The following is a 19,415-nucleotide window of genomic DNA, read 5'->3' as shown; positions in this document are numbered from 1 at the left end:
GGGCCGTTCGTCATACCGGCGGCTTTCCAGACAGAGAAGTCAAACCCCGAGAGCCATACCGGGTCACGACTTCACGCGAAAGACGTCATAGACCCCGGAGATCCGCCGGATGGACTCGATGAGGTGCTTGAGGTGGGTTGGGTCGGGAGCCTCGAAGGTGAGCCGCAATCGAGCCAGATGAGTCTTCGATGCGCTCATGTTCGCCGAGATGAGGCTGACCCCCTGTTCGGCGAGGACGCGTGAGGTGTCCAGCAGCAGGCCGGCACGGTCGAGACCCTCAATCTGGATGGTGACCTGGTAGCCCTCCTGCTGGTTCTCCGACCAGGAGACCGGCACGATCCGTTCGGGGTGCTCAAGCAGGTTCTTGGCGTTCGAGCAGTCCGTGCGATGTACCGAGACCCCGTCGTTGCGGGTGACGAAGCCCATGATCGGGTCCCCCGGCAGCGGGGTGCAGCACCGAGCCAGCTTGACGAGCATGTCGGCGTCACCGTCGACGATGACCCCGGTCTCGTTGCTGCGATGCCGCGGAGTCTTCACGCCAACGGCGAGCTCCTCCTCGACGTCGGCCGTGGTCTCCTCCGGCCCACCACCCAGGGCGATGAGCTTCTCGACGACCGACTGGGCGCTGACGTTGTGCTCCCCGACCGCGGCGTACAAGGCGTTGATGCCGGACACCCGCAGGTCATCGGCCACCGCGGTGAGGTACTCCACCGTCAGCAAGGACTGCAGCGGCACACCAGCCTGACGCAGCTGCTTGGCGATCGCATCCTTACCAGCCTCTATGGACTCCTCACGGCGTTCCCTCGTGAAGTAGGACTTAATCTTGGAACGAGCACGTGGAGAGGCGATGAACCCCAGCCAGTCACGGCTGGGACCGGCATCGGGGGAATTCGAGGTCAGGATGTCAACGACGTCGCCGTTGGTCAGCTTGGTGTCCAGGGTGACGAGTTTGCCATTGACGCGAGCGCCGATACAGCGGTGGCCGACCTCGGTGTGGACGGCATAGGCGAAGTCAACGGGGGTAGCGTCCTGGGGAAGGGCCATGACGTCGCCCTTAGGGGTGAAGACGTAAACCTCCGAGGAATTGATCTCGAAACGCAACGAATCCAGGAACTCGCCGGGATCGGACTCCTCCTTGGACCACTGGTTGAGCGACTGTACCCAGGACAGGTCGGTGCCGTCAGGCTGAATCCCCTTGCCAACGGCGTTGGGGTTCTCCTTGTACTTCCAGTGGGCCGCAACACCGTACTCAGCCCGCCGGTGCATCTCGTGAGTACGGATCTGCAATTCCACCGGCTGCCCACCGGGCCCCAGCACGGTAGTGTGCAGGGACTGGTACATGTTGTACTTCGGCATCGCGATGTAGTCCTTGAACCGCCCTGGGAGGGGGTTCCATCGCACATGCATGACGCCCAGTGCGGCATAACAGTCGCGCGGGGTGTCGACGAGGATGCGCAGACCGATGAGATCGTAGATGTCTGAGAAGTCCCGACCGCGCACGACCATCTTCTGATAAATCGAGTAGTAGTGCTTCGGCCGACCGTAGACGGTGGCCTCGATGCTGGCCTCATCGAGGTCCTGACGGACGATCGCGATGACTTCCTTGAGCTGAGCCTCCCGCTGCGGGGCCTGCTCGGCCACCATGTGGACGATCTCGTCGTAGAGCTTGGGATTGAGGGTGGAGAAGCACAGGTCCTCCAGTTCCCACTTGATGGCATTCATGCCAAGACGATGAGCCAGTGGCGCGAAGATCTCGAGGGTCTCCTTGGCGATGCGGTTCTGCTTGTCCGGCCGCAGGAACCCCAAAGTCCTCATGTTGTGCAGCCGATCGGCGAGCTTGATGACCAGCACTCGGATGTCGCGGCTCATCGCGATGACCATCTTGCGGATGGTCTCGGCCTTCGCCGAGTCACCGTACTGAACCTTGTCGAGTTTCGTCACCCCGTCGACGAGCAGGGCCACTTCCTCGCCGAAGTCTGCCGTTAGCTGCTCGTGCGTGTACGAGGTGTCCTCGACGGTATCGTGCAGCAGACCGGCGCACAGGGTCTGCTCGTCCATGCCGAGCTCGGCCAGGATCATCGTCACCGCTAGGGGATGGGTGATGTAGGGATCACCCGACTTGCGGGTCTGCCCACGGTGATAATGCTCAGCCGTGCGGTATGCCCGCTCGATGACAGCGGTGTCGGCCTTCGGGTGATTGGCCAGGACTACCGAGATGAGCGGATCCGTGACGCTCTGGGGCGGACCTGATGGCTTCGGGGTCCCCCAGCGGACGATGCGCTCGCGCATCCCCATCCGAGGCTGGGGACGCTGCTGGTCAGTCTTCGGCTTGCCCAGGGTTCCCTTGCCCGATCCGTACGGACCGTAGACGCTGTCGTCGGCCATCGGGGCACCTCCTGGCAAGTTGGACCATTCATTCTAGTGGTATTTACCACCGTCATGTCGGCTGAGTGCGACGGCATGTGGTCGGTCAGCACCCATGCCGACAGCTGAATTGGCCTTCCGGTGCAGGGGTTCCTGCTGTTCTCAGCGGACCAGGTCAGACTCGGTCTGGGTGCCGGTGGCGCGAGGAACCGCCTTCCGCACGACGACGATGACGTCACCAGCCTGTAACTGACCGATCGACGGGTCGTAGAAGTTGCGCAGCACGTCATTGCGGATTACGGCCAGGAGCCGCTCGTTCTGGATGTCGGCTGGACGTGCGCCGATCTCCGTCTTGGAGACCATCCGCTGGACGACCTCCATACCCTTCGAGCTGGACAGCAGGTCGTCGACGACGGTACCGACGTGCGGGTTGACCGAGGACAGACCAAGCAGACGGCCCACCGCGTCGGCGGAGGTGACGACGGCGTCGGCCCCGGACTCACGCAGCAGGGGAAGGTTCTCGTCTTCCCTGCCAGAGACGACGATGTGGCAGCGCGGATTGAGCTGTCGCACCGTCAGTGTGGTGAGGATGGCCGAGTCATCTCGGTTGAGGGTGATGACGACCTCGCGCGCCTTGCTGATCTCAGCTCGTCTCAACAGGTCCCGCCTCGTCGCGTCGCCTTCGAAGGCAGCCAGGCCTGACCGATTGGCCTCGGCCACCGCAGAGGGACGATTGTCGATGACGACGATCTTCTCGATGGGAACGTCATGGTTGCGCAGGGTGTTGACGGCGCTGCGCCCCTTCGTGCCGTACCCGATGACGACGGTGTGGTTCCTCATGCGCTTCCTCCAAGCACTGTCAAGCAGTCCGCGTCGCCCCTCGTTGGCCAACATCTCGAGGGTGGTACCGACCAACAGCACCAAGAAGGTGATGCGCAACGGGGTGATGATGAAGGCATTGATGAGTCGCGCATGGGGCGCGACCGGGGTGATGTCACCGTAACCAGTCGTGGTCACGGTAACCGTCGAGTAGTAGAAGGCGTCGATCAGGGAGACGCCGTCACCGGCGGTGGAGTCAACATAGGAGTCATGGTCGAACCAGACGATCAAGGTACTGGCCAGCAACAGAATCGCTGACCAGACCAGCCGCTTGACCAGCTCTCGAAAGGGCTTGGTGGTCTTGAACGGAAGCTTGACCAGAGCCGACTGCTCAAAGACGTTGCGACGGCTCGAAGACTCCATTGATTCTGGCACCATGATCAGACCGTGATCACGGCATTGACCGGACCAATACCGGCCCGGTCGAGCTTCTCACGGCCCCCCAAGGCGGACAGCTCCATGAGCACCGACACACCGACGAGCTCACCACCGAGCTTCTCCACCAGGGATGCCGTGGCACCGACCGTTCCTGCCGTCGCGAGGATGTCGTCGACGATGAGCACCTTCGAGCCGGGCTGAACGGCGTCCTGATGAACGGTGAGGGTGGCGGAACCATACTCCAGCACGAAGGACTGGGAGTAGACGTCGCCGGGAAGCTTTCCGGGCTTGCGCACCGGGACGAACCCAGCGCCCAAGGACAGGGCCACCGGCCCGGCGAACATGAATCCACGTGCCTCCATGCCGAGAACGACGTCAACCCCGCGCGGAGCGGTGTCAACGAGTTCAGAGATCGCGGCGGCGTACCCGTTGGCGTTGGCCAGCAGAGGGGTGATGTCCTTGAAGGTCACCCCGGGCTCCGGGAAGTCCGGAACATCCCGGATCAGGCCGGTGATGAGGTCAGTACGGTAGGTCATTTCTTCCTCTCGGAGCGAGTGGAACGACGCGGCTGATGACGCTCGCTCCCAGTGATGGACGTGACGTCACCAGGCCCTTCGGCGGCGACGGTCTGAGCCGTCACCTGAGGATCCTTGTGCGCAGCACGCTCACGGCGGCGCAAGACACGAGCGGTGTGTTCCTTCATAGCCGGCTCATTCTCACGCAGCTGGGTGAACACCGGGGTGGCGATGAAGATCGAGGAGTAAGCACCGACGATCATGCCGACGAAGAGGGCCAGGCCAAGATCCTCCAGAGGCCCGGACCCGAGCACGAAGGCACCGGCGAAGAGCAGTGCCGCCACCGGCAGAACGCCGACGATGGTGGTATTGATGGAACGCACCAACACCTGGTTTACGGCTCGGTTGGCGCCTTCCGCAAAGGTGTAGTCGCGTTTCTGGATGTCCTGGACGTTCTCGCGCACCTTGTCGAAGACCACGACGGTGTCGTAGAGGGAATAACCCAGAATCGTCAGCACGCCGATGACGGTCGACGGGGACACCGTGAAGCCGATCAGAGCATAGATGCCGATGGTGACGATGAGATCGTGCAGGAGAGCGATCAGGGCGGCAATAGACATCTTCCAGTGCCGGAAATAGGCCCAGATCTGCAACATCACCAAGACCAGGAAGACGACCAATGCCTTGATGGCCTTGCCGGTGATCTGGTCTCCCCACTGACTACCGACCTTGGAGTACGTGACGGAGTCCGTCTTGGTCGCGGTGGCCTTGGCGATAGCCCCCTGAACCTTGGTGGTCTCCTCGTTGTCGAGTGCCCTGGTCTGCACCTGGACGGCGTTCGAGCCGAGACTGACGACCTCGGTGGAGTCCATGTCCGGGACTCCGGAGGACAGCACCGACCTGCGGATGTCGTCGACGGTCGAGGTCGCAACGTGGGCAGGAGAACGGAACTGCACACCGCCCTTGAACTCGATACCGAGGTTCAGGCCACGCACCAACAGGCCAAGCAGCGAGATCGCGATGACGATGATCGAGATCGTGTACCAGAGTTTGCGGCGCTGGATGAAGCCGTAGGAAATCTCACCCGTGTACAGGGCATGGGTGAAACCGTGCTTGTGCTTCTTGTCCTTCTCCTCGGACCGCCTCGAGGCGACAGACGAGGTCTTGGCGTTCTTGTCGTCAGTCATGTCAGGCCTCCTCCGTCTCGATGGTGCGCTTGGCCCGCGGGGCAGATCGCCTGCTTCGCCGACCGAGCAACTGGGCTTCCGTGACACCCATGTGCCCAGCCTCAAGGCCGGAGCCGCGTCGACCCTGGCCCCAGAACTTGGTGCGTCCCAGCAGAGTGACGACGGGGTGGGTGAAGAAGAAGCAGATGAGGAGGTCGATGAACGTCGTCAGACCCAGGGTGAAGGCGAATCCCTTCACCTGGTCGACCGACAGCACGAACAGCACGATGGCGGACAGCAGGGAGACGCCGTCGGCCATCAGGATGGTGCCGCGGGCCTTCGTCCAGCCGGTCTGAAGGGCGGTACGCAGGGTCCGTCCTTCTCGGATCTCGTCTCGGATGCGTTCGAAGTAGACGATGAAGGAGTCGGCCGTCACACCAATGGCGACAATCGCGCCAGCGATACCAGCCAGGGAAAGAGTGAATCCGACAGCCTCGCCCAGGAGCACCATGGCCGTGTAGGTCGTGATACCGGCGATAAGCAGGGAGCCGATGGCCACCAGGCCCAGTCCTCGGTAGTACAGCAGGCAGTAACCGGCAACCAGGATCAGTCCGATGACGCCGGCGATGATCCCGGCACGCAGCTGCTCGCCACCAAGGGTCGGCGAAACATTGTCAACGCTGGAGATGTCGAAAGACAGCGGCAGGGCACCGTACTTGAGGACGTTGGCCAGGTCAGCAGCACTGTCCTGGGTGAAGTGTCCGGAGATCTCGGCCTGACCACCGTTGATCGGACAGGAGGCTCCCTTGCCGCCATCCAACTGCGGTGAGGAGATGACCTTGCCATCCAGGACGACGGCGAACTGGTTCTGCGGGCTCTGGCGCGAGCACAGGAAAGTGGTCGCCTCACTGAAGGAATTCGTGCCGATGGAGTTGAATTTCAGGTTCACCACGTAGGACAGCTGGCCCTGCGGGATTCCGGAGTCGGCGCTCTCGACCTGGGTTCCCGTGATGGCGACCGGGGAGAGCAGATACTTGGTCTTGCCCTCACGGTCACAGGTCACCAGGGCCTTGTTCGGCGGGGATTCGACGGACTTGGTGCACTTGAAGTCCTGGAAAGCCTTCATGTCCTCCGGGGACGGCTTCCACTTCTCGGCGTCCTTGACCATCTTGGCCGCGGAGGTCGGATCCTTCTCGTTGTACTGTGGGCCGCTGTCCTTGGCACCAGGCTTCGAGCTGGCAGAGGCACTTGACGACGCCTTGGCCCTCGGATCGGCAGTGGGGAGGGCAGAGGGCTTTGCGGGGCCGGGAGTCGGACCCTTCTCACCCACCGACTCCTCAGCATGGACCATGCGGAATCCGAGCTGGGCGGTCTGGCCGACCATCTCGACGAGCTTGGAACTCTCGACGTTCGGGGCCGAGACGACGATGTTGCGGTCACCCATCGTCGTCACTGACGACTCGCCGACACCCAGCGAGTTGACGCGCTGCTGAATGATGAGCCGCGCCTGCTCGAGGCTCGTCGGTGTGGGAGCCTTGCCATCATCCGTCTTGGCCGTCAGGGTGACGGACGTACCGCCTCTGAGGTCCAGGCCAAGTTTGGGTGCCCACGTACGCGTAGCTCCCATGAGCACGTACATGACGATGATGGCCACCAGGAAGATCACCAGGGTTCTGCCTGGATGGTGTGTCCGCTTTTTCGTTGCCACGTCGAAAATAGTCCTTGGTCTTGGTGGATTGTCAGGCCCGGGGCTGCTCGTCAGTCTCAGCAGCGACGGTGGACTCGGTAGCCGAGGTCTCAGGCTGGGCGTCAATTGCCGGGGCCTCGGCGACGGTCTCGTTGCTGGCCGGAGAGGTCTGTGCCGGGACGTCGTCGGCGAAGGCGAATTCCTCCTCGTCACCAGCAGGTCGTACGATGGCCTGCTTGAGGACGCTGACTTCGACGCCAGGGGCGAGCTCGACGACGGCCTGCTTGTCACCCAGGTGGGTGATCGTCACGAAGAGACCACTGTTGAGCACGACACGAGTGCCCTCCTGCAGGTTCGACTCGAGCTTGGCTCGCTCCTCCTGCTGCTTCTTGACCTGCCTCTTTCCCTGCCACACGGTGAATCCGATGAGCACGATGAAGAGAATCAGGATGGGCATGAAACCGCCCAGCGGGCTGGCGAGAAGAGGCATAGGGAGTTTTCCTTGTCTACGGGTGTAACCGGGGTCATGCTACCCCGGAGTGGTGAACATGGTCAGAACAGGCCGTCGCCGGTGCTGTTGGTAGGTGGCTCAAGACCGAGGTGGCGCCACGCCCTGTCGGTGGCAACCCGACCCCGAGGGGTTCGCATGAGGAAGCCCAACCGGACGAGGAAGGGTTCGGCGACCTCCTCGACGGTCTGAGGCTCCTCCCCCACGCTGATGGCAAGGGTGGACAAGCCGACCGGGCCTCCGCCGAATTTGAGACAGACGGCATTGAGCACGGCACGGTCGAGGCGGTCGAGGCCGAGCGGATCCACCTCATAGAGATCCAGAGCCGTCTCCGCCCCCCTCGGTGTCACCGGGGACTCGTCGTTGACGTCGGCCCAGTCACGGACGCGGCGCAACAGTCGGTTGGCAATCCGAGGTGTGCCGCGAGAGCGGGAGGCGATGGTATGGGCAGTCCCCTCAGCCAGGTCGACCCCGATGACCCCGGCCGAGCGGGTGACGATCCGCTCAAGGTCGGCCACCTGGTAGTAGTCGAGCTGGGCCGTGAAGCCGAATCGGTCCCGCAGCGGCCCGGGCAGCAGGCCTGCCCGTGTCGTCGCCCCGACAAGGGTGAACGGTGGAATGTCGATCGGGATCGCAGTGGCCCCAGGGCCCTTGCCGACGACGACGTCGACGCGGAAATCCTCCATCGCCAGGTAGAGCATCTCCTCGGCAGGCTTGGACATCCGGTGAATCTCGTCAAGGAAGAAGACCTCACCGGGAACAAGCGAGGACAGGATCGCAGCCAGGTCCCCCGCGTGCTGAATAGCAGGGCCGGAGGAGATGCGAATCGGGGCGGACATCTCGGCCGCGATGATCATGGCCAAGGTGGTCTTTCCAAGCCCTGGAGGTCCGGACAACAAGACATGGTCCGGGGTCGTACCGCGTGACTGTGACGCGGCCAGGACGAGTCCCAACTGCTCGGCGACGCGCTGCTGTCCCCCGAATTCCGCCAGGGCACCAGGGCGCAGAGCAGCCTCTTCGGCCTTCTCAGGAGGCTCGGCCCAAGGGTCGACGGGCGAATGCTCCACCGAGATTCTCCTTCCTGACGACGTCTGTCAGTGTGCCAGAGGGGTCCGACATCTCATCGAGCCAAACTGCGCAGGGCTGCCCTCATGAGGTTGCCGATCGTCATCGAGGGATCGGCCTCCTTGAGGGTGGCCACCTCCTCAACAGCCTTGTCAGCATCCTTCGCAGACCACCCCAGACCGATGAGCCCATCAGCAACCTGCTCTCTCCACGGTGCCACCGGCTGGCTCGTACCGGCAGGGGTTGACCCGGCAGGAGCGACGATTGCCATCTTGTCCTTGAGCTCGAGGATCATCTTCGCTGCGCCCTTGCGACCAATACCGGGCACGCGGCACAGCGTCGCCTCATCCTCGGCGCTGATTGCCGACGCAAGTTGGTTGGCATCCAGCACACTCATGATCGCCGCGGCGAGCTTGGGGCCGACCCCGGAAGCCGTCTGGACGAGCTCGAACGCGTCCCTGTCGTCAGCCTCGACGAAGCCGTAGAGGGTTAGGGAGTCCTCGCGGACGACGAGGGAGGTCTGCAAGGTCATCGTCTGGTCGACACGTGCACTCGCAGCCGTGGCAGGCGGGCACAGCACCTTGACGCCGATTCCGTGGTTGTCGAGGACGACCCAGGTCGGGCCGGCCGCAGTCACGGTGCCGGAGAAATGGGAGATCACCGGGCAAGATCCTTCCAGGAACGAGGTGCCGGACGGCCGCGTCGTTGGGCTGCCACGGCTGCTTCGATGCGATTGGTGGCTCCGCCTCGCCACAGATGACAGATCGCCAAGGCCACGGCATCGGCAGCGTCGGCTGGTTTCGGCGGGGCTGACAGGCGCAACACCCGCGCGACCATGAGACCCACCTGGGCCTTGTCAGCACGCCCAGAACCGGAGATGGCCGCCTTGACCTCGCTAGGGGTGTGCAGGGCGACCGGCAGGCCGTGGCGAGCAGCGATCATCATCGCCATGCCTGCGGCCTGAGCGGTGCCGGTGACGGTATTGCGGTTGTGCTGGGCGAAAACCCGCTCGACGGCGATGGCGTCAGGACGGGTGTGGTCGCGCCACTCCTCCAACCCATCGTGGATGCGCAGCAGACGATGAGCGTGATCCAGATCTGCGGGGGTACGGATGACGCCGACCGCGATGAGCCTCAACGGGGCCCCGGGGCCGCCTTCGACGACCCCGACCCCGCATCGGGTCATACCGGGGTCGACCCCCATGACCCGCGTGACACGCGGGTTGGGGGTCGTCTCTGGGATGGTCACTCCTCCTCGTCGAGAGCCGCCGTGACCTCGGCGGGGACGTCAGCGTTGGAGAAGACGTTCTGGACGTCATCGAGGTCCTCGAGGGCGTCGAGGATCTTGTAGAGCTTGCGAGCATCGTCGAGCTCTACGGGCTGGGTGAAGTCCGGCTTGAAGGAGACCTCGGCCGAGTCGTAGTCGATGCCGGCGTCCTGGACGGCCTTACGGACGTCCACGACGGCGTTGGGGTCGGAGATGATCTCGAAGACGTCGCCCTCGTCGACGATGTCCTCGGGCTCGGCGTCGATGGTGGCCTCCATGAGCTGGTCCTCGTCCACCTCACGGGTTTCGGTCTTGCGACCCTCCTCGACCTCGTAGGTCTTCGAGACCGCCACGACACCCTTGCGCTGGAACAGACGCTGCACCGAGCCACCATCGGCCATCGTGCCACCGTTGCGGGTGACGGCTACGCGAACGTCGGAGACGGCACGGTTACGGTTGTCGGTCAGGCACTCGATGAGGATGGCAACACCGGCGGGACCGTAGGCCTCGTACATGATGGTCTCGTAGTTGACGGCGTCGGCGCCCTCACCGGAACCACGCTTGACGGCGCGGGTGATGTTGTCGTTGGGAACCGAGCTCTTCTTCGCCTTCTGAATGGCGTCGTAGAGGGTCGGGTTGCCCGACGGATCCCCACCACCGAGTCGTGCCGCCACCTCGATGTTCTTGATCAGGCGGGCGAACAGCTTGCCACGCTTGGCGTCGATGGCCGCCTTCTTGTGCTTGGTGGTGGCCCACTTGGAGTGACCGCTCATGGACGGTGTCTCCCTTCCTCGAATGTCGCAGTTATCGGCCCAGAGGGGCCAAGCATTCGGCGCGGGACAAGCCCACGCACACAATGAAATAGTTTACACTCCTCACCCGACAGCGAATCGGGCTGAGGAGAGCGGACGGTGAGTGACCGTCAGTCAGCCTTGGGTACGGGGGCAGAGTCCGCCGGGATCGGTGCCCGGCACACCTCGAGGGCTTCCGGCAGGGTGAAATTACCCACGTAGAGAGCAGTTCCCACGATGGCCCCCTCCACCCCAATCGGGACCAATCCGCGCAGACGACGCAGGTCCTCGAGGGTGGCGATGCCTCCGGACGCGACGACGGTTCCCTGGATGCGCGCACAGATTCGGCCCAAGAGCTCGTAGTTCGGTCCGGTCAACATGCCGTCGCTGGCCACATCGGTAACGACGTAGCGCTTACACCCGGCGTCCTCCAGCCGAGCCAGGACGTCGAGAACCTTGCCGCCCTCGCGAGTCCAACCGCGCGCCGCGAGCTGATCTCCCCTGACGTCCAGACCGATGGCGACCTGTTCGCCGTAGCGGCGCACGACCTCGTCGCACCAGGTGGGATTCTCCAGAGCGGCGGTACCGATGTTCACGCGAGTGGCGCCGGCCGACAGGGCCGATTCCAGGCTCTTCTGATCGCGGATACCGCCGGACACCTCGACGTTGATGTCCATCTGCTCGACGATGTTGCTGATGATCTCAGTGTTGGATCCACGTCCGAAGGCGGCGTCAAGGTCGACCAGGTGAATCCACTGGGCTCCCAGACCTCGCCACCTGTGAGCCACCTCCAGGGGATCACCGAACGCGCGTTCGGAACTGGCCACCCCCTGTTGCAACTGGACGGCGCGTCCACCCTGGACGTCAACGGCTGGAAGTAGTGTGAGTTCTCCGGTCACGAGGGTCAGGTTATCAACACACCCGAGCCAGCCACCGTTCGAGCAAGGCCAGGCCCGCCGTTCCGGACTTCTCGGGATGGAACTGGGTTGAGGTCACCGGACCAACCTCAGCGGCGGCGACGAAGGTCGCACCTTGATGGCTTGCCGTGGTGAAGTGGTCGTCAGGCCCGTCGACGAGCACCCCGCAGGAGTGGACGAAGTAGAACCTCTCGCCATCCGCATGCCGGAACAGGGTCGTCCGGGTCCCCGGTTGGACGGTGTTCCACCCCATGTGTGGCAGGCGGTCAGCCGGCAGCTCCTCGACGACACCGGGCAGTACCCCGAGGCACTCGACGTCGACGCCGCGCTCGCTGCCACGCTCGAAGAGCATCTGATGGCCGACGCAGATCCCGAGCAAGGGCCGTCCCTCGTCAACCCAACGATGCACCAGGTGCTCCCCACCCATGGCGCGCAGGCCCACCATGCAGGCTGCCAAGGCTCCCACTCCGGGCAGGACGAGGGCGTCATTGTCGAGCAGGGCTCCCGGGTCGCGGGAAATCGTGACGGTGGCACCGGCCCTGCGCAGGGCGCGCCCGGCCGAATGCAGGTTTCCCGAGCCGTGGTCAATGATGCCGACCCGCACCGGATCAGACATCGAGAGCACCCTTGGTGCTGGGGACACGCCCGGCATTGCGCGGATCCGGAGCGACGGCAATCCTCAGAGCGCGGGCCAGAGCCTTGTACTGGGCCTCGCAGATGTGGTGGGGATCCCGTCCGGCCAGCAGACGCAGGTGCACACACAGGCCAGCGTTGAGAGCCAGTGACTGCACGACGTGGTAGGTCATGGATCCTTGGTAGGGAACGCCCGAACCGCCGAGACGGGCGTAGATCTGACCCTCCGGCTCTCCGGTGCACTCCACCCACGGGCGTCCAGCGACGTCGACGACGCATTGTGCAAGCGCCTCGTCGAGAGGAACCACGGCGTCACCGAAGCGAGCGATCCCTCGCTTGTCGCCGAGGGCTTGGACCAAGGCCTGTCCCAGCGCGATGGCAGTGTCCTCGACGCTGTGGTGACCGTCGATCTCGACGTCTCCGGTGGTGGTGATCGACATGTCGATGCCTGAATGCTTGGCAAGGGCCGTGAGCATGTGGTCGTAGAAACCGACCCCGGTGGAGATGGTCGACTCCCCCTCACCGTCCAGATCAATGGAGACGTCGACGTTGGACTCGGAGGTCTCGCGGTGAACGTGAGCGCAGCGGTGGGTCATCAATCCTCCTCGGGATCGAGTCGACGAGCGGTCGGAAGGACGTCGAGCAGTGCAGCTCGGAATGCGTCGGTCTCCCGAGGAGTACCAGCGCAGACACGCAGGTAGCCGGTCGGGCCCACCTCACGGACGAGAACGCCGTGGTCGAGAAGGGCCTGGAAGACCGCATGGCGATCGGCGAACCTCCCGAAGAGGACGAAGTTCGACTGAGAAGAGACGACGTCCAGACCGTGTGCGCGCAGCCAGTCCTCGAGATTGGCACGCGTCTCGCGGAGTTCGTCGACCCGAGCGAGCATCTCGGGAGCATGGGCCAGAGCGACCCGGGCCACCACCTGGGACACCTCCGACAAGTGGTAGGGCAACCGGACAATCCGTAGGGCGTCCACCACGGCAGGAGCCGCAACGGCATACCCAAGACGACCTCCGGCCAGGGCAAACGCCTTCGAGAGGGTGCGCACCACAATGAGGCGTCCATGCTTGGGAAGCAGGGCGATTGCCGAGTCCTCCGGGGTATCGGTGAACTCCTGGTAGGCCTCGTCGACGACGACGATCGCATCGGTGGCCGAACAGACCTCGTCTATGACCGCCACCGGGATGGTGGTGCCGGTCGGGTTGTTCGGCGTGGTCAGCAGGACGACGTCCGGCTTGACCTCCTCGATGGCGCTCACGATCTCGTCGGTGGTCAGACCGTAGGAGACATTGCGGGGACGAGTGACGTACTCGGTGTGAGTGTTTCGGGCGTACTCGGGATACATCGAGTAGGTCGGCGTGAAGGTCAGGAGAGTACGGCCCGGGCCACCGAAGGCCTGCAGGATGTGGGTCATGACCTCGTTGGACCCATTGGCCGGCCAGATCTGACCGCTGCTGACCCCGAATCCGATGTACCTGGCAAGGTCCTCGCGCAAACCCGTGGCCTCTCGGTCCGGGTAGCGATTCAGCCCCTTGCCGGCATTGGAGACGGCCTTGGCCATGTCCTTGCGCACCGATTCCGACGGTGGGTACGGGTTCTCATTAACGTTGAGACACACCGGGACGTCGAGCTGCGGGGCACCATAGGGCTCCTCCCCCACCAGTTCGGGGCGAAGCGGCAGATCAGCCAATTGAATGGGGTCCTGCTGCGGCTTGGCCATCGGACGGGGCTGGGTCGTCCGTCGACGCTGGGTCATCGCGGCCTCCTCACGGTGATGGCATTGGCATGGCCGGGCAGGTTCTCGGCCAGGGCGAAGTTCTCGACGGAATCGGCAAGGTCGAGCAGGGCGTCCTCGGTGTAGTCAATGACGTGGACAGCTCTCATGAACGAACGCACCGACAATCCCGAGGAATGGCAGGCAGCACCTGCCGTCGGCAGCACGTGGGTGGATCCGGCCGAGTAGTCACCCAGGGAGACCGGGGACCAAGGACCGACGAATATGGCACCGGCGTTGTGGACTCGCGCTGCCACCGCGGCGGCATCAGCCGTCTGGATTTCCAGGTGCTCGGCGGCATAGGCATTGACAACCTCAAGGCCTTGGTCGATGTCGCGCACCATGACTATGGCCGACTGCTCGGAGGTCAGTGAGGTACGGATCCGCTCGGAGTGCAAGGTGGCCTCGACCATGGGGGCCAACTCCTTCTCCACGGCGTCGGCCAGCTCGGTGGAATCGGTGACGAGAACAGCGGCGGCGAGCGTGTCGTGTTCGGCTTGGCTCATGAGGTCGGCAGCAACGTGACGTGGATCAGCGGTCTTGTCGGCCAGGATGGCAATCTCGGTCGGACCAGCCTCCGAGTCGATGCCGACGGTGCCACGCAGGTAGCGCTTGGCAGCAACGACATAGATGTTGCCCGGTCCGGTGACCATGTCGACCCGCGGGCAGGAATCGGCCTCATCAGAGCCCTCGACACCGTGGGCGAACATGGCGATGGCCTGGGCGCCGCCGACGGCATAGACCTCGTCAACCCCGAGCAGGTGACACAAAGCGAGGATGTTGGGGTGCGGCAGGCCACCGAACTCAGCCTGCGGTGGGGACGCCACCGCGATCGACGCAACGCCGGCTTCCTGGGCCGGGACGACATTCATGATGACCGAGGAGGCCAACGGGGCAAATCCGCCAGGGACGTAGAGCCCCACTCGGCCTACGGGGACGATGCGCTGACTCACACGAGCACCGGCAGCCACCTCGACCGGCGCCGGCGAGGTTTCCACCTCGACCTCCCGGCACACCTGACGACGTCGACGAATGGACTCGGTGAACGCCTGACGCAAGGTGTCGTCAAGATTGGCAGCCGCCTCGACCAGGGCCTCAGCCGGAACCCTCAGATGATCCGGAACCACATGGTCGAACTTCTCGCTGTATTCACGCAGTGCCTCGGCGCCACGGTCCTTGACCGCAGTACAGACAGGGATGATCGCCGCCATCGCGGCATTGACATCAAAGTCAGCGCGCGGCACGGCGCGACGCAGGTCGCCAGTGGTCTCACGGGTCAGATCGACGATTCTCAGCACACCGTCAGTCTAATGAAGCCTCAGTCGCCGGTTCGGAGCGTCCAGTCCGCGGAGAGCGACGCCGGGCCGCCACCAAGGATGCAATAAGCATCGGGATCATTGCTGCAAGCAACCAGACCAGCACCGACACCCAGGTGTGGAGGGCAAAATCAACCGGAACGACCTCACCCGTCTTGGCCGCAACAATGCGCTCGGCGAAGGAGTCCGGGCCGATGAGTACCCCTACCCACCAGCAGGCCAGGGCAGACAGACAGGACGACACCCCGGCAGCCAGTACTCCCCACGCACCGCGACGGCGCATCAGAACCCAGCTCAGGAAGCCGATGATCAGTCCGACGATCAGGCCCACGAGGCAGTACACGGCGTCGGTCGAAAAGACCTGGGTGAGGCCCTTCTCCGTTGTCGATGCCGCACCATCGGATCCCACCGTGTAAGTCGGCAGGGTCACCATGGAGTGCCATATCGGAGCAGCCAGTCCGCCCAGGACGATGCCCACCCCCACGACGAGCAGGCTCGACCGCAGAATCGCGAGACCGTGGGCACGGATCGTCTCGTTCATGACTGCCTCCTGGGGATGCATGAGGGGCCGAGCAGGGCCTTGAGGTCGGCCATCAGCGGCTGGCCAGTGGTGACCTTGAGTTCATCGGCAAGCCGGAAGGTGGTCGTCACCTTTCCGTCGAGGAGTCGCAGTCTCACCTCGGAGCTACCCGGGTGGTTGCGTAGCACTCCCCGCAGGCCCTCGATGGTGCCCCGGTTGCATCGTCCGCGACGTAGATCAATCGTCATGGGTGCATTGCCGGCATCGGTGAGGTCCAGCAGCCAGACGTCATTGGCCGACATCTCGACGGTCTCGTCACGTTCCCGGACGAATCCGCGCACCTTGAGGATGCTGTCTACGGCCAGTAGCGGCTCCACGCGCTGGTACACCTTCGGGAAACAGGCAATAGTGATGGAGGCGCCGAGGTCCTCCAGCGTGATAGAGGCCCAGATGTCACCGTTCTTGGTGGTACGTCGGACGATCTGGGTGACCATACCGGCAATGGTGTAGCGCCCCTCGTGATGGCCTTCAGGGTTGACGAGTTCGGCCACCGAGATGTCTGATTCGGCCTCCAGAGCAGCTTCCAGGCCTCGCAGCGGGTGATCGGAGACGTACAGACCCAACATCTCGCGCTCGAAGGCGAGCTTGGTGCTGCGGTCCCAGTCGTCCTCCGGAACCACCCTCTCGACACCCAGCTGGGTGGGTTCGGAATCGTCCCCCATGCCGAAGAGGTCGTCCTGACCATTGGCCTGGTGGCGCTTGATGTCGATGACGGCATCGACGGCCTGCTCGTAGACCGCCATCAGGCCGCGTCGGGAATGGCCCATGGAATCGAAGGCACCAGCCTTGATGAGGGACTCAATGAGCCTCTTGTTGCACACCGTCAGGCTGACCTGGTCAAGGAAGCTGAAGAAATCGGTGGCCGGGCCATTCTCCTCACGCGCCCGGATGATCTCCGCGACGGCGTTGGCACCGACATTGCGGACAGCTCCCAGGCCGAACCTGATGTCCTCACCGACAGCGGTGAACTCCAGCGAGGAGGCGTTGACGTCGGGAGGCAGGACATTGATGTGCTGGGACCGCATGTCGGCCAGGTACATCGCCATCTTGTCCTTGTCGTCACCGACGCTGGTCAGCAGGGCGGCTCCGTACTCGGCCGGGTAATTGGCCTTGAGATAGGCCGTCCAGTAGGAGACCAGTCCGTAACCGGCAGCATGGGACTTGTTGAAGGCGTATCCGGCGAAGGGGACCATGACGTCCCACAGGGTCTGGATGGCATCGTCGGAGTACCCGTGTTCACGCATGCCAGCCTGGAAGGGGATGAAGTTCTCCTCCAGGATGTGCTTCTTCTTCTTGCCCATGGCACGACGCAGAAGGTCAGCGCCACCCAGGGTGTAGCCAGCGAGCTTCCGGGCGATCGACATGATCTGCTCCTGGTACACGATGAGGTGGTACGTGGGAGCAAGGATCTCGTCGAGGTCCTCCTTGAGTTCGGGATGGATCGGGATGATCGGTTCTCGGTTGTTCTTGCGCTGGGCATATGAGATGTGTGCATTGGCACCCATCGGGCCCGGTCGGTACAGGGCCAACACGGCGACGATGTCATCGAAGCAGGTTGGTCCCATGAGACGCAGCAGGGATCGCATGGCCGTGCCATCGAGCTGGAAGACGCCCAATGTGTCGCCTCGGGCCAGCATCTCGTAGGTGTTCTCGTCATCAAGGGCAAGATCCTTGAGATCGACGTCGATCCCCCGGTTCTCCTTGATGATCTTGATGCAGTGATCCATGATGCCGAGGTTTCGCAGGCCCAGGAAGTCCATCTTCATGAGCCCCATCTCCTCGAGCTGGGGGTAGGCGAAGCCGGCGATGATCATGCCGTCCTTGTCTCGCCTGTGCATCGGCACCAGGTCGAGCAGCGGAGCGCTGGACAGGATGAAGGCACATGCGTGCACACCGGTACCGCGGATCAATCCCTCGAGACCCTTCGCCGTCTCGACAACCTTAGCGACGTCAGGATTGTCGGCAACCAGCTGGCGGAACTCCTGGCCCTCGCCATACCTCTCGTGGGAAGGATCGAAGATCTTGCTCAGCGGCACTCCCTTGCCCATAACGTCCGGGGGCATGGCCTTGGTGATCTTGTCTCCAAGGGCGAAGGGATAGCCGAGAATACGATTAGCGTCCTTGACGGCAGCCTTGGCCTTGATCTTGCCGAAGGTGTTGACCTGGCTGGTGTACTCCGCCCCGTACTTGTGGGTGACGTAATCGATGACCTTGTCACGCTGACGATCGTCGAAGTCGAGGTCGATGTCGGGCGGGTTGACGCGTTCCGGGTTGAGGAACCTCTCGAACAGCAATCCGTGTTCCAGCGGATTGATGGCGATGATGCCCGTCAGATAGGCGACGAGGGAACCGGCAGCCGATCCACGACCCGGCCCGACCGGCACGCCCATGGAGCGCGCCGCATTGCATATGTCGGAGACGACGAGGAAGTAGGAGGAGAATCCCAGCGGCTCAATGACCGAGAGCTCTGTCTCGAGGCGGTCGAGGACCTCCTTGGGCGGATTCGGACCGAACTTCTCATCCATGCCCTCCTGAAGCTTCTTACGAAGCCAGGACTCCTGCGTCTCCCCCTCCGGGACGTCGAACTGCGGCATCCGGTCGACGTGATTGAAGACCTCGTCGTAGGACCCGATCATCTCGGTCAGCAGCAGGGTGTTGTCGCAGGCCTCGGGATGATCCGGGAACAGCGCCCTCATCTCGTCAGAGGACTTGATGTAGTAGCCCGAACCATTGAAGCGGAAGCGGTTCGGATCATCCTTGTTACGCCCCACACCGACGCACAGCAGGGAGTCATGGGCGTCAGCCTGGTCCTCGGTGACGTAGTGCGAGTCATTGGTGACCAGCAGAGGAATGTCCAGCCTCTTGGCCAGCCTCAGCAAGTCGGATCGCACCTGCTTCTCGATCGGGACACCATGGTCCATCAACTCGCAGAAGTAGTTCTCCTTGCCGAAGATGTCCTGGTAGGCGGCCGCGGCCTGGCAGGCTTCCTCGAACTGCCCCAGACGCAGTCGGGTCTGCACCTCACCCGACGGACATCCGGTGGAGGCAATGATGCCACCGGGGTACTTGGACATCAGTTCGCGGTCCATGCGGGGCTTCATGTAATAGCCCTCGTAAGAGGCCAGGGAGGACAACCGGAACAGGTTGTGAAGCCCCTCCGGATCCTTGGCCCACATCGTCATGTGGGTGTACCGACCACCTCCGGAGACGTCCTTGCCACCCTCGGCGTCCGGATCACCTGCGTCACGGGAGGTTCCCCAGAATTCCTGGACCCGGGACATACGAGTACTCGGGGCGACATAGGCCTCGATACCGATGATCGGTTTGACCAGCGGATTCTGGTCTCCGTCGTACTTCTTGGAGATCTGGAAGAACTCGTAGGCACCGAACATGTTGCCGTGGTCGGTCATGGCGACCGCCGGCATGCCCTGACGAGCCACCTCGGCAAAGAGCTTCTCGTTGCTGGCAGCACCATCCAGCATCGAGTACTCAGTGTGAGTGTGAAGGTGGACGAAGTCGGATCGGGCCACGGACAGTCCTTTCACGAACCGACCGGAATGGCGGTCACTCCGG

General features: G+C 63.4%; 17 protein-coding genes. All 17 read right to left on the bottom strand.

Going from position 1 to position 19,415, the window contains the following annotated elements:
• Positions 1 to 63 precede the first annotated feature (63 nt).
• A complete protein-coding gene (locus AC6I1W_RS08555) occupies positions 64 to 2,385 on the bottom strand; it encodes a RelA/SpoT family protein (protein ID WP_284950659.1) in 2,322 nt (773 codons plus the stop codon).
• A 141-nt stretch (positions 2,386 to 2,526) separates the two neighbouring features.
• On the bottom strand, positions 2,527 to 3,621 hold the full coding sequence (locus AC6I1W_RS08550) for a potassium channel family protein (protein ID WP_065672748.1): 1,095 nt from the start codon (positions 3,619 to 3,621) through the stop codon (positions 2,527 to 2,529).
• A 2-nt stretch (positions 3,622 to 3,623) separates the two neighbouring features.
• The gene (locus AC6I1W_RS08545; protein WP_063279940.1) at positions 3,624 to 4,157 is read right to left on the bottom strand and encodes an adenine phosphoribosyltransferase; all 534 of its coding nucleotides are present in this window, start codon (positions 4,155 to 4,157) and stop codon (positions 3,624 to 3,626) included.
• Entirely contained in the window at positions 4,154 to 5,323 is a 1,170-nt protein-coding gene (gene secF, locus AC6I1W_RS08540; protein WP_065672747.1) for a protein translocase subunit SecF, read from the bottom strand. The genes AC6I1W_RS08545 and secF overlap by 4 nt, the downstream gene beginning before the upstream one ends.
• A 1-nt stretch (position 5,324) precedes the next feature.
• Positions 5,325 to 6,968 (bottom strand): protein translocase subunit SecD, encoded by a 1,644-nt coding sequence (gene secD / locus AC6I1W_RS08535; protein WP_065672746.1) that lies wholly within the window; start codon positions 6,966 to 6,968, stop codon positions 5,325 to 5,327.
• A 73-nt stretch (positions 6,969 to 7,041) separates the two neighbouring features.
• Positions 7,042 to 7,479, bottom strand: a complete 438-nt coding sequence (gene yajC / locus AC6I1W_RS08530; RefSeq protein WP_016667636.1) for a preprotein translocase subunit YajC — start codon at positions 7,477 to 7,479, stop codon at positions 7,042 to 7,044.
• 62 nt (positions 7,480 to 7,541) lie between these two features.
• A complete protein-coding gene (gene ruvB / locus AC6I1W_RS08525; RefSeq protein ID WP_036901822.1) occupies positions 7,542 to 8,570 on the bottom strand; it encodes a Holliday junction branch migration DNA helicase RuvB in 1,029 nt (342 codons plus the stop codon).
• A gap of 47 nt (positions 8,571 to 8,617) precedes the next feature.
• A complete protein-coding gene (gene ruvA, locus AC6I1W_RS08520) occupies positions 8,618 to 9,223 on the bottom strand; it encodes a Holliday junction branch migration protein RuvA (protein ID WP_069101383.1) in 606 nt (201 codons plus the stop codon).
• The gene (gene ruvC / locus AC6I1W_RS08515; RefSeq protein ID WP_117189240.1) at positions 9,220 to 9,765 is read right to left on the bottom strand and encodes a crossover junction endodeoxyribonuclease RuvC; all 546 of its coding nucleotides are present in this window, start codon (positions 9,763 to 9,765) and stop codon (positions 9,220 to 9,222) included. Before ruvC ends, ruvA begins: the two co-directional genes overlap by 4 nt.
• Positions 9,766 to 9,806: 41 nt before the next feature.
• Entirely contained in the window at positions 9,807 to 10,601 is a 795-nt protein-coding gene (locus AC6I1W_RS08510; RefSeq protein ID WP_065672743.1) for a YebC/PmpR family DNA-binding transcriptional regulator, read from the bottom strand.
• A 149-nt stretch (positions 10,602 to 10,750) separates the two neighbouring features.
• On the bottom strand, positions 10,751 to 11,518 hold the full coding sequence (priA, locus tag AC6I1W_RS08505; RefSeq protein WP_016667632.1) for a bifunctional 1-(5-phosphoribosyl)-5-((5-phosphoribosylamino)methylideneamino)imidazole-4-carboxamide isomerase/phosphoribosylanthranilate isomerase PriA: 768 nt from the start codon (positions 11,516 to 11,518) through the stop codon (positions 10,751 to 10,753).
• A 13-nt stretch (positions 11,519 to 11,531) separates the two neighbouring features.
• Positions 11,532 to 12,152 (bottom strand): imidazole glycerol phosphate synthase subunit HisH, encoded by a 621-nt coding sequence (hisH, locus tag AC6I1W_RS08500; RefSeq protein WP_284950657.1) that lies wholly within the window; start codon positions 12,150 to 12,152, stop codon positions 11,532 to 11,534.
• Positions 12,145 to 12,765 (bottom strand): imidazoleglycerol-phosphate dehydratase HisB, encoded by a 621-nt coding sequence (hisB, locus tag AC6I1W_RS08495; protein WP_065672741.1) that lies wholly within the window; start codon positions 12,763 to 12,765, stop codon positions 12,145 to 12,147. Before hisB ends, hisH begins: the two co-directional genes overlap by 8 nt.
• A complete protein-coding gene (locus AC6I1W_RS08490; RefSeq protein WP_065672870.1) occupies positions 12,765 to 13,892 on the bottom strand; it encodes a histidinol-phosphate transaminase in 1,128 nt (375 codons plus the stop codon). The genes hisB and AC6I1W_RS08490 overlap by 1 nt, the downstream gene beginning before the upstream one ends.
• Before the next feature lie 32 nt (positions 13,893 to 13,924).
• The gene (gene hisD / locus AC6I1W_RS08485) at positions 13,925 to 15,244 is read right to left on the bottom strand and encodes a histidinol dehydrogenase (protein ID WP_065672740.1); all 1,320 of its coding nucleotides are present in this window, start codon (positions 15,242 to 15,244) and stop codon (positions 13,925 to 13,927) included.
• Between the two features lie 4 nt (positions 15,245 to 15,248).
• The gene (locus tag AC6I1W_RS08480) at positions 15,249 to 15,803 is read right to left on the bottom strand and encodes a hypothetical protein (RefSeq protein WP_284950656.1); all 555 of its coding nucleotides are present in this window, start codon (positions 15,801 to 15,803) and stop codon (positions 15,249 to 15,251) included.
• Positions 15,800 to 19,372 (bottom strand): DNA polymerase III subunit alpha, encoded by a 3,573-nt coding sequence (gene dnaE / locus AC6I1W_RS08475; protein WP_284950655.1) that lies wholly within the window; start codon positions 19,370 to 19,372, stop codon positions 15,800 to 15,802. The genes AC6I1W_RS08480 and dnaE overlap by 4 nt, the downstream gene beginning before the upstream one ends.
• Positions 19,373 to 19,415: the final 43 nt, after the last annotated feature.

This window comes from Cutibacterium sp. KB22876, assembly GCF_059728865.1.
The sequence above is the reverse complement of the archived record's forward strand: the minus strand, read 5'-3'. Positions and strand labels throughout refer to the sequence as shown.